Source organism: Paenibacillus sp. 01L418, assembly GCF_056400045.1.
Window position 1 is genome coordinate 1 of record NZ_JBFTSN010000233.1, and the last position, 10,161, is coordinate 10,161.

The following is a 10,161-nucleotide window of genomic DNA, read 5'->3' on the forward strand; positions in this document are numbered from 1 at the left end:
CGAATCAACAGTCAATACACCAAAAATAGTCGGAATGCCTGTTTTCAAAGCGATTGCCGCAACACCCTTTGCTGCTTCGTTGCAAACAAAATCGAAATGCGGTGTTGAACCACGAATAACAGCGCCAAGCGTAATGACAGCATCATACTTTCCGCTTTCTGCCATTTTTTGCGCGATTAAAGGAATTTCAAACGCTCCCGGCACCCATGCTACCTCAACATCTGAATCCTGTGCGCCATGACGTTTGAAAGCATCAAGTGCGCCTCCAAGCAGCTTGCTTGAAATAAACTCGTTAAAACGTCCTACTACTACTCCATATTTTAAACCTTCTGATACTAAATGTCCCTCATAAATTCGTGTCATTTGTCATCTTCCTTCCATTATTTTAAATGATGTAGTCAATATCTTCAAAGCTAAGTAAATGACCAAGCTTAGATTTCTTTGTGCGGAGATAACTTTTATTATCTTCCTTTAACTCCATTTGTATAGGAATACGTTCTACAACCTCTAGTCCGTAGCCTTCAAGACCTTTAATTTTCCGAGGATTGTTCGTCATCAACCGCATTTGGCGAACGCCAAGATCCTTCAAAATTTGTGCGCCTATACCATAATCGCGCAAATCTGCCGGAAAGCCAAGCTTTAAATTAGCATCAACCGTATCAAAACCTTCTTCTTGCAGTGCATAGGCCTTCAATTTGTTAATCAAACCAATGCCTCTGCCCTCTTGGCGCATATAAAGCAGAACGCCGCTGCCTGCTTCTTCGATCTGTTTAAGCGCCGCTTCAAGCTGCGGTCCGCAGTCGCAACGATGCGAATGAAAAACATCGCCGGTTAAGCATTCAGAGTGAACCCGCACAAGCAAGGGACGTTCAGGATCGATGTCGCCTTTAACGAGAGCGATATGCTCTTTGTTATCCACTAAATTTGTATAAGCAATAGCGCGGAAAGTGCCAAAATCAGTTGGCAGCTTCACATCAACTGCTCGCTCAACAAGCTTTTCTTTCTCGTTGCGATATTGAATCAGCTCTTGAATCGTAATGAGCTTCAGATTGTGCTTTTCTTTAAAGACAAGCAAATCTGGCAAACGAGACATCGTGCCGTCTTCATTAATGATTTCACAAATCGCTGCTGCAGGCGCCGAACCGCACATGACCGCCAAATCTATAGCCGCCTCCGTATGTCCAGCACGACGGAGTACGCCACCGGGTCTTGCAATCAAGGGGAAAATATGACCTGGCCTGCGGAAATCTGCTGCTTTCGTCGTTGGATCAATGAGCGCTTTAACCGTTTCTGAGCGTTCAAATGCGGAAATCCCAGTAGTCGTTCCAATATAATCAACGGAAACGGTAAATGCCGTCCCGTGATAATCGGTATTATGCGTAACCATTGGCGGAAGGTCAAGCTGGTCTGCTCGCTCTTGCGTAATGGGAACACACACAAGACCTCTAGCCTCTGTAATCATAAAGTTAATGACCTCAGGCGTCATTGTATCAGCAAGTGCAATAAGGTCGCCCTCATTTTCCCGATCCTCGTCGTCAACGACAATAATCGGCTTGCCAAGCTTAAGATCCGCCAAAGCAGCTTCAACTGAATCAAATGGTTTTTTATCTGTTTGTTCCATATGGGTTTCCCTCCTTTGTGACAACCAAACCTTTATAAGGCTTCTACCTTGCCTTCAAAGGTTATTTTTAAGTTTAATTACAGTTTAAAACCAGTTTAATACCAAACCTTAAAGGCTAATACCAAACCTTAAAGGCTTTTCGAACCCACCCAAACCCTCCCTTCCAAGGGAGGGCCCCGAGGACTGCGTCCTCTGGACACCTGCAATTGAACTAACGTAGGCATGACTCAGGTGGCTGTGTGCTAACATTGGTTAAAGATCGCTTTCGTCCCTACGGGACACGCTTACTGTTTGAGCAGCCTAGTTGTTAGTTCAATTAAATAAAAATACTTTAAAGATCGCTTTCGTCCCTGCGGGACAGGCTTGCTGTTTGAGCACTCGAGTTTTCATGACAACCAGACTAGACACTACTGATACTTGACTAACTTATTTACAAAAAACCATTTTCCATTAGAAAAGATGTAGTGAGCTTGGCTTTGGCTGGCAAGGCTTCTGGCTGCTTGAAATGAAGCAGGTGATCGACGTACTTGCCGATGACATCACATTCGATATTAACGGAATCGCCTGCACGCTTATGCTGTAAGGCCGTTTCGCCTAATGTGTGTGGAATAATCGATACGGATAACGTTTGTGATGATGTATCCACTACAGTAAGGCTTATGCCATCAATTGTGATCGAGCCTTTTGGAATCACATAACGCAACATGTCTGCGTCGTCGATATGGATTTTATAAACAACAGCATTAGCATCCGTTTCTCGTGAAGTTATTTTCCCGGTTCCATCAACATGCCCCTGTACGATATGACCGCCAAAACGTCCGCCAGCTTGCATCGCTCTCTCTAAATTCACTTGTTCGCCAGCACGAAGCTGATGAAGATTAGACTTGCGATAAGTCTCAGGCATCACGTCAGCTGCAAATGATGCACCATCAAACGACGTTACCGTTAAACAAACGCCATTAACCGAGATGCTATCACCCAGCTTAACACCATCAGTAACAAGGGATGCTCCGATGACTAGCCTCATCGCCTCGCCTTGCTTCGTGATTCCTTTCATCTTTCCCACTTCTTCCACTAATCCGGTAAACATGGGTTTCCTCCTCAAAGGTTCGCTAATGCAGCAAACCTACTTCAAAACAACATAAATCCTGCGATGATGCCAGAGATTTGTTCAACGCCTTATCCTTAATAAACTGGATATCCCGAGACGCAAATGTCCTCGCCGGCCATTTCTACGCTTACTCGATCTAGGGAAATCGCATCGGCCATTTTTTCGAATCCAGCGAAAGTAAATGTACCTGGTGCATCCAAGCCGCCGATAATCTTGGTCGCGTAATACAGCATGATTTTATCAATAAGACCTGCCTCTAACATTGCACCATTTAATTGACCTCCGCCTTCAAGCAAGATTGAGCCGATTTCAAGCTCCCCCAGCTTCTTCATCCCTTCACTGAGATCTACTTTTGCTCCCGTACCGCAAATGATGACCTCAATCCCTGCTGCTTCAAGCGCTTGGCGATTGTCCAAGCTAGCTTGGCTGGAAGTTAAAACAATCGTTCTAATTGAGCGATCCGTTACAACTCTGGCATTAAGCGGCAGCCTTAGTGCTGAATCCACGATAATCCGTATCGGATCAATTGCAGGGACAGATGCTCTCGTATTGAGCAGTGGATCGTCCGCAAGTACTGTTCCTATGCCAACCATAATGGCTTCATGCTGATGACGCAGCGTATGAACCTGCTCGCGAGCAACTGCACCAGTCACCCATCGGCTATCACCTGAATGAGAAGCAATTTTGCCATCAAGCGTACTCGCAGTTTTTAAAGTAACGAATGGGAGGCGGGTCGTAATGTACTTATTAAATTTTTCATTCATTTGCTGCGATCTTTGCTCGAAAACGCCAACCGTAACGTCGATCCCTTCTTCACGAAGCCTTGCAATGCCTCGGCCTGACACTGCTGGATTAGGATCGCCGCTTGCGACTACAACCCTTGCAGCTTTCGCATCAATGATACGTTCACAGCATGGAGGTGTCTTTCCAAAATGGCTGCATGGCTCTAATGTTACATAAACGGTTGCTCCTTCAGCCGCATCTCCCGCCATCTGAAGCGCATGCACTTCAGCATGACCAGTTCCTCGCTTTAGATGCGTGCCAATGCCGACAATGGCACCATCCTTTACGACGACGCAGCCGACAACAGGATTAATGCCGGTTTGACCCGAAGCTTTTGCAGCCATATCTAACGCTAATCCCATATAATATTCATCATTTAAAATGTCCATAAACAAAAAACACCCCCATCGGCATACGATCCGACAGGGGTGATGAAAGATAAAACGAGAACTACGACAAAACCGATCGATGTTGTCGGCTTTGAGAGCCGTCGCTATCTTACGTCGCAAAATTGCGAAATCGGTTTGTAAAGTACACTAAATAAACTAACCTAATATGTATGTGAAATAAAACACATACAAATAAGCAGTAAATTGTAGCTGTCGAAGCATCCCCTTCTCCCATCCAGACTGTACTGTCGGTCCCGGAGTTTCACCAGGTCCACCGTTTTAATCGTATTCTATCCAAATAATCTTGGATAAAATGCCGTTTAAACCGGGTCACGGACTGACGAGAGGCACAGAAATTCGGTTATCCGATATTCTGTGCCTTCCCGATCACCGCCGGTTAGGAATTTCACCTACCCCGAAGGATTGCTGCACTTACAATATTATAGTTAGTATCTTAACATTAAATCGATTCGACTTCAACCTTTTCCATTTTGTCTCCGCCTTTGAAAGCATCAACAAACTCCATACCTTTTGAAACCTTGCCAAAAACAGTATGTCCGCCATCCAAATGCGGTTGTGGTGCATAACCGATATAGAATTGGCTGCCGCCTGTATTGCGACCAGCATGCGCCATTGCTAGAGAACCGCGCTCATGCTTATTAGGGTTGATTTCACAATCGATTTGGTATCCAGGACCGCCTGTACCTGTTCCGTTTGGACATCCGCCTTGAGCAACGAAACCAGGGATAACACGGTGGAAAGTAAGACCGTTGTAAAAACCTTCGTTAGCAAGCTTTTCAAAGTTTGCTACTGTGTTCGGCGCGTCTTGATCGAATAGATCGATAAGAACCTCTCCGCCGTTTGCTAGTGTGATTTTTGCTTGTTTAGCCATTGCTGCATCTACCTTTCTTTTATCCGAATAAGACTACGTTACCAATTTCGCTCTTATTTCGCAAGCGATGATTTTTGAAGTCTTGCCGGAATGACGTCATTGCAAACGATATTTTCAAGCGATTCACGCTTAACAGCAAGGTCTGCCTGACCATCTTTAACGAAAACGACAGCCGGACGACGAATGCGGTTATAGTTGCTCGCCATTGCATAATTATAAGCACCCGTACAGAAAACAGCAAGTAAATCGCCATTTTTTGCTTTAGGCAATTCCAAATCCCAAATGAGCATGTCGCCACTCTCGCAGCATTTGCCCGCGATGGAAACCGTTTCTTCAGCAGCTTCATTCGCACGATTAGCGAGTACTGCCTCATATTTGGATTGGTAAAGCGCTGGGCGAGGGTTGTCCGTCATACCACCGTCTACAGCAATGTATTTACGTACACCGGGGATATTTTTGCTTGTACCTACTGTATACAAAGTTGTTCCTGCATCGCCAACCATACTGCGGCCTGGCTCTACCCAAATCTCARGCAATGGGAACTCTGCATCTGTAAACTTCGAAATGATAGCGCCAGTAATTGCCGCAACATATTCGCTGATTGGCAATGGTGTGTCGCCATCAACATAACGAATACCAAAGCCGCCGCCAAGATTGATAACTTTAAACGTTAGGTTAAGCTCATTACGAATCTCAACCGCGAAATCAGCAACCTTGTCCACAGCCATACGGAAGCCTTCAACTTCGAAAATTTGTGATCCAATATGGGAATGAACGCCCAAAACAATCAGGTTAGGCAAAGCAATCGCTTCTTGAATCGCTTGTTTCGCCGCGCCATTGCCAAGGTCGAAACCAAATTTCGAATCCGTTTGCCCAGTAGAAATATAGTCATGAGTATGTGCTTCAACGCCAGGCGTGATACGAAGTAGAATGTTTACTTTCTTGCCTTTATCGCCAGCAAGAGCATTCAGAAGCTCAAGCTCCATGAAATTGTCAACGACAAAGCAGCCGATCCCAGCATCAAGTGCCATGTTGATTTCCTCAGGCGTTTTGTTGTTGCCGTGGAAATGGATACGTTCAGCAGGGAAGCCTGCTTGCATTGCTGTGTAAAGCTCACCGTCGGATACAACATCCAGCGACAGCCCTTCTTGCTCAGCAATCGCACACATTGCCATTACACTAAACGCTTTGCTTGCATATGCGACTTGAAATCTAAGACCTGATGCTTTGAAGGCTTCTACATACTCGCTTGCGCGCTTACGAACAAGAGCCTCATCCACAATATATAGTGGCGTACCAAACTGTGCAGCCAAATCAGCTACATCACAGCCGCCAATTTCCAAATGTCCTTTTTCGTTAATATTACTAGTTCCATGCAGGTACATAATTTCCCCTCAGCTTTCTTCTATCTGCATGCAGATAGAACGGATAGAATTTGCATTAATAGGTTTAGTATAACGCAATCTACCCGGACTACGAAATGGATAAATCCACATTTCATTTGCATTTTATGAATCTACTCTGTATTTGGCATCTTATCGCTCTGCTGAGGCCGCAAAATATTTGGGCGCTGCCGGTTGTACAGGACTGGCTGACGAATGATAATGCTCCAAAGGGCGTGCATATCAAACGGTATAATCGGCCACATATACGGACGGTTGAATGAGCGCTCTTTGATCAGCATCAACAAAATTGCCGTCGTCGCAATGACGAAACCCGGCACACTGAAGGCGGCCACCGATATGATTAACACGAGCCTTACGATTCGATTCGCAAGTCCAAGCTCATAACTTGGTGTTGCGAACATCCCAATCGCTGAAATCGCCATATACAAAATAACTTCATTTACAAAGACGCCGGTCTTAACGGCAATATCACCAATGAGAATCGCAGCAACTAACGACATAGCCGTTGCGAGAGATGTAGGCGTATGAACAGAAGCCATACGCAGCAAATCCACGCCTATCTCAGCTAACAGAAATTGTACGACTAATGGCAGTTTGCCGGTCTTACTCGGACCAATAAACTCAAGAGCAACAGGCTTCATTTCCGGATGCATGACGAACAGCAGCCATAACGGCAGCATGAACAACGATGCCAAAATACCTATAAATCTCACCCAGCGCAGATAGGTGCCAATAAATGGTGTTTGTCGATTCTCCTCTGCATGCTGCATTAGATCGGTATATGTAGTCGGCAGCGTCATTACACTTGGCGAAGTATCAACGAATACTGCAACTGAACCCTCTAGCAGATGTGCAGCTACCGTATCGGGTCTTTCTGAATATCGAACAAGCGGGAAGGGATTCCAGCCCCTTTTTACAGTAGACTCCTCCAGTTGCTTGTCCGCAAGCGGCAGCCCGTCTATTTTCACCATAGCGATTTTGTCTTTGACGGACTTAAGCAGCTCCTTGTCCACAATATCGTCGATATAAGCAATACAAACATCCGTTTGTGTCCGATCGCCCACCCGCACAATTTCATAGCGCAGCTGGGGATCACGCAACCGCCTGCGAACAAGTGAAATGTTGACCATCAACGTTTCTACGAAGCCATCTCTGCTGCCGCGTACAACTTTCTCAAGCGAAGGCTCCTCTGGTCCTCTTGCGGGGAAAGCCTTCGCATCAATCATGAGAACACTGGATTCACCATCAATAAACAATGCGGTTACACCGGATAACACGCACGTCAGCATGTTATTCCAATCGTCTTCCTTTATGACCTGCGCCGCAGGAACATATAAATCAAGGAAAGAATGAAAGGCATCCGCAGATAAATCCTCGGGTTGGAGATACGTTAATCGCTTGAGCACATCTGACAGCAGCGTATCCTTAACCAAACCGTTCAACGACAACATTGCTGTGCGCTTCTCGCCAAACGTCATCTCTCTCACAACAACGTCGAAGCTTACTTTATAACCGATCTCATTTTCCAATCTCATCAGAACTTCATCCAAATCGCTCGGAATCGGAGTTATGTCCTTATTACCGTTCTTATTGGAAACAGCTGTGCTGACATTGTTTTTTTTATTTCCACTACCGAATGATGTTTTGTTTCGAGCAACTCCCGATTCCTCTTTCTGTTGATCCTCATTGACTTCTAGAAACGGAGGTCTTCCATTTTGTTCATTATCGTTGTCATGAAAATTTTCATTGTCATTCATGTTAGCTCACCCCATCCTTACTGTATCACCATTGAAATACTAACCAATCGAATAATGAGCCCAACGTTTTGCCTAGAACCATTGCCATGACGAGACTGACCATATAAGCAGATAAATTCATTCTTTTGGCCAAAATCGGGAGCACATTCATTACCTCAGTCAAGGCTGCTGCGAGCATCCCCACAAACATGCCATCAATCAGTCCTGTAGCACTTAAAAATAGACCCGAAGGCAGCGAAAGCTTCCAGCTCATAAAATCAGCAAAGGTCCAGTACAGCGAACCGGATATGACGGCGGTCTCAAACCACACTGACATCCGGTAAGCATTAGCAACTTGAGCGAGCCGCGGAATGAGATCAAGGACAATTAGCAATGCTACCAACCCACTGCCTACAGCAAGACCCCCTGCCAAGCCTAGCAGAGCAATAAAAATATTAGCAGCAGCACTAATCATGCTTGTCCCCCTGCGTTTGATCGTAATCCGATTTTTTACGCATTTCGTCGGCGATGACATAGGCATTTACATTTTCTTGATACATATAGAGCTCAACCTCAAGCGGGTTAGGCTCCTCATTGAATCGTTTACGGAATAAATGGTTGAAAAACAATACCATCCCAAGTCCGATGCCCAGAGAATAAGGGATTTGAAACCATAGCGGATGCTCCGTGCGCTTCCCCGTTATCAGTTCGACAATTCGGATATGAACCTCCTTCATACTGACATCCGTATGAAAGTTCATAATCGCAAGGCCCGCTCCAAAGAACAGCAGCAGCCACGAAAAAATAAGCACTGCAATACGCGGTTTTACTGGCTTCTCCGCCACCATAACGAGCACTTGAGGGTCACCATAGGCTTCTACAGTTAAACCCGGCTCAAGCTCTCTTATCGCTTTGACGATTTGAAGCAAGTCTATAACGACGCGATTGCCATCCGCCTTCTTGTGCTCGTAAAGAACAAGCCCCTTCAAGCGGTTCTCAAGCAAGTCATCCTTTGCGAGCAGTCTCGCTGCTTGGCCTAAGGAAACGCGTTGATTCGGTTTCATGTATATCCGTTTTTTCAGACGCAGATAGAGGACCGAATGGTTTGGTTTTGCCATTTGTCAACTTCCCTTCTGCTGATACGTTGGTGTATGTTTCCCTTTTAGTATGATATAAGGACGATTCGGATACTCATGCAAATTGAGGTAAAAAATAGAAAAAAACCAAACCGCCTTAAAGGGCGATTTGGTCTCGGATGGACTGCAATATTTTTTTCTCAAGCCGTGATACCTGTACCTGTGATATACCAAGCCTGCTCGCTACTTCGGATTGCGTTTTGTCACGGTAATACCGCAAATATACAATCAATCGTTCACGCTCGCTTAGACCTTCGATGGCTTCCACAAGCGCAAGCTTGTCAAACCACCGATCCTGAGATTCATCGGCTATTTGATCCATCAGAGTGATAGGGTCCCCGTCATTTTCAAACACAGTTTCGTGTATCGAAGTTGGCGGCTTATTCGCTTCTTGAGCGAATACAACATCCTCTGGGGTAATGCCCAGCCGCTCCGCAACCTCGCTAATGGTGGGCAATCGACCTAACGTTTTGGAAAGCTCATCCTTCATTTTGCGCACCTTATTGRCGGTTTCCTTAAGGGATCTGCTAACTTTCAACGTACCATCATCGCGTAAAAATCGCTGAATTTCCCCAATGATCATGGGAACTGCATAAGTTGAAAACTTAACATCATAAGACAAATCAAATTTGTCTACTGATTTAAGCAATCCTATGCAGCCGATTTGGAACAAATCATCGGGCTCATAACCACGATTGATGAACCGCTGCACGACTGACCAAACTAGCCGAATATTACACTGTACGAGTGTATCCCTTGCAAGCGTATCGCCGGACTGACTTAACGCAATAAGCCGCTTCACTTCCGCGTCATCCAAGTATGGCTGGGCCGTCTGCTTTAGATTGACATCCATGAGGTTCAACCCCTATACGCTAATTGTAGAGCGCTTTTTTCGATTCAATTCGTTTAAGCATTGCTACGCGTGTGCCGCCGTCTACCTGACTTGAAACCTCAAAACGATCCATAAAGTTTTCCATAATCGTGAAGCCCATTCCAGAGCGCTCAAGCTCAGGCTTCGACGTATAAAGCGGTTGACGAGCAAGCTCCAAATCTTCAATTCCGCGACCGTTATCCGACACCGTTAAGG

11 protein-coding genes and 1 riboswitch are annotated in these 10,161 nt (G+C 45.5%); all 11 genes read right to left on the minus strand.

Annotated features, from left to right (window positions below; translation table 11 throughout):
• A partial coding sequence (gene ribH, locus AC1DSE_RS22530) for a 6,7-dimethyl-8-ribityllumazine synthase (RefSeq protein ID WP_477528217.1) occupies nt 1-363 on the minus strand: 363 nt, incomplete at its 3' end.
• Nucleotides 364-385: 22 nt separating this feature from the next.
• Complete coding sequence (locus AC1DSE_RS22535) at nt 386-1,621, minus strand: bifunctional 3,4-dihydroxy-2-butanone-4-phosphate synthase/GTP cyclohydrolase II (RefSeq protein ID WP_076271384.1); 1,236 nt, start codon at nt 1,619-1,621, stop codon at nt 386-388.
• Between the two features lie 430 nt (nt 1,622-2,051).
• Complete coding sequence (ribE, locus tag AC1DSE_RS22540) at nt 2,052-2,711, minus strand: riboflavin synthase (protein WP_477510533.1); 660 nt, start codon at nt 2,709-2,711, stop codon at nt 2,052-2,054.
• A gap of 95 nt (nt 2,712-2,806) precedes the next feature.
• Entirely contained in the window at nt 2,807-3,904 is a 1,098-nt protein-coding gene (ribD, locus tag AC1DSE_RS22545; protein ID WP_477510532.1) for a bifunctional diaminohydroxyphosphoribosylaminopyrimidine deaminase/5-amino-6-(5-phosphoribosylamino)uracil reductase RibD, read from the minus strand.
• Nucleotides 3,905-4,123: 219 nt separating this feature from the next.
• A riboswitch (FMN riboswitch) is annotated at nt 4,124-4,331 on the minus strand.
• A 33-nt stretch (nt 4,332-4,364) separates the two neighbouring features.
• Nucleotides 4,365-4,796: a peptidylprolyl isomerase gene (locus tag AC1DSE_RS22550; protein WP_477510531.1), complete on the minus strand. Its 432-nt coding sequence runs from the start codon at nt 4,794-4,796 to the stop codon at nt 4,365-4,367.
• 53 nt (nt 4,797-4,849) lie between these two features.
• Nucleotides 4,850-6,181 (minus strand): diaminopimelate decarboxylase, encoded by a 1,332-nt coding sequence (lysA, locus tag AC1DSE_RS22555; RefSeq protein ID WP_477528218.1) that lies wholly within the window; start codon nt 6,179-6,181, stop codon nt 4,850-4,852.
• A gap of 131 nt (nt 6,182-6,312) precedes the next feature.
• Nucleotides 6,313-7,959: a spore germination protein gene (locus tag AC1DSE_RS22560; RefSeq protein WP_477510529.1), complete on the minus strand. Its 1,647-nt coding sequence runs from the start codon at nt 7,957-7,959 to the stop codon at nt 6,313-6,315.
• 25 nt (nt 7,960-7,984) lie between these two features.
• The gene (locus AC1DSE_RS22565) at nt 7,985-8,413 is read right to left on the minus strand and encodes a stage V sporulation protein AB (RefSeq protein WP_076271390.1); all 429 of its coding nucleotides are present in this window, start codon (nt 8,411-8,413) and stop codon (nt 7,985-7,987) included.
• Nucleotides 8,406-9,056 (minus strand): stage V sporulation protein AA, encoded by a 651-nt coding sequence (locus AC1DSE_RS22570; RefSeq protein ID WP_477510528.1) that lies wholly within the window; start codon nt 9,054-9,056, stop codon nt 8,406-8,408. Before AC1DSE_RS22570 ends, AC1DSE_RS22565 begins: the two co-directional genes overlap by 8 nt.
• A 115-nt stretch (nt 9,057-9,171) precedes the next feature.
• Entirely contained in the window at nt 9,172-9,927 is a 756-nt protein-coding gene (sigF, locus tag AC1DSE_RS22575) for an RNA polymerase sporulation sigma factor SigF (RefSeq protein ID WP_477528219.1), read from the minus strand.
• A gap of 19 nt (nt 9,928-9,946) precedes the next feature.
• On the minus strand, nt 9,947-10,161 hold a 215-nt coding region (locus AC1DSE_RS22580; protein WP_477528220.1), incomplete at its 5' end, for an ATP-binding protein.